Genomic DNA, 1,139 nt, shown 5'->3' on the forward strand with positions numbered 1-1,139 from the left:
GCGGCGGCGCCGGGAGGCCGAGCTGTCGGCGCTCTTCGAGACCGCGCACGACCTGGCGGGTCTGCGCGATCTCGACGCGGTGCTCCGGGCGATCGTGCAGCGCGCCCGTTCGCTGCTCGGCACGGAGGTCGCGTATCTCTGTCTCAACGATCCGGCCGCGGGCGACACCTATATGCGTGTCACGGACGGATCGGTCTCGGCCCGCTTCCAGCAGCTCAGACTCGGCATGGGCGAAGGGCTCGGCGGGCTTGTCGCCCAGACCGCGCGTCCCTATGTCACCGACAGCTATTTCGACGATCCTCGCTTCCAGCACACCAGAGCCATCGACTCCGGTGTGCGCGACGAAGGACTGGTCGCCATCCTCGGTGTTCCGCTGATGCTCGGCAGCCAGGTCATCGGGGTGCTCTTCGCCGCCGACCGCCGTGCCCGGGTCTTCGAGCGTGAACAGATCGCCCTGCTGGGCTCGTTCGCCGCGCATGCCGCGGTCGCGATCGACACCGCGAATCTGCTGGGGGAGACCCGGTCCGCGCTCGCGGAGCTGGAGAAGGCCAACGAGATCATCAAGGAGCACAGCGCGGTCATCGAGCGCGCCTCGGACGTGCACGACCGGCTCACCGAACTCGTGCTGCGCGGCGGCGGAGTCCATGACGTGGCGAGCGCGCTGTCCGAAGTGCTGGACGGCACGGTGGAGTTCGCGGGCCCAGGCTCTGCCTCCGTGACCGCTCTGGAGCTGACCGGGACCGACGGCCGTGCCAAGTGCCACGACGAGGTCTGGGGCGTCGCCGTCTCGGCCGGCGGTGAGCTGCTCGGCGCGCTCGTCCTGCGCGGTCATCCCGAGCTGGATCCCGTCGACCAGCGCACCCTGGAGCGGGCCGCCATGGTGACCTCACTGCTGCTGCTCGCCCGACGGTCGGCGGGTGAGGCCGAACAGCGTGTGCGCGGCGAGCTGCTGGACGACCTCCTCGACGCGCCGGACCGTGATCCGCGGCTGCTGCGCGAACGGGCCGTCCGGCTCGGCGCGGATCTCGATGCTCCGCATGTGGTGCTGGCCGCCCGGATCGACGGCCCCGCGCCCGACACCACGGAGCGGGAGACGGCCGACCGGCGGCGGCTGTGGTCCGCCGCGTCGCATCTCGCCG

1 protein-coding gene is annotated in these 1,139 nt (G+C 71.5%); it reads left to right on the top strand.

The features are described 5' to 3' along the window. Positions 1–1,139 (top strand): GAF domain-containing protein (locus GA0115259_RS37985; RefSeq protein ID WP_141716887.1); only part of this gene is annotated, 1,139 nt, incomplete at both ends.

The organism is Streptomyces sp. MnatMP-M17 (assembly GCF_900091995.1).
Taxonomy (GTDB): domain Bacteria; phylum Actinomycetota; class Actinomycetes; order Streptomycetales; family Streptomycetaceae; genus Streptomyces.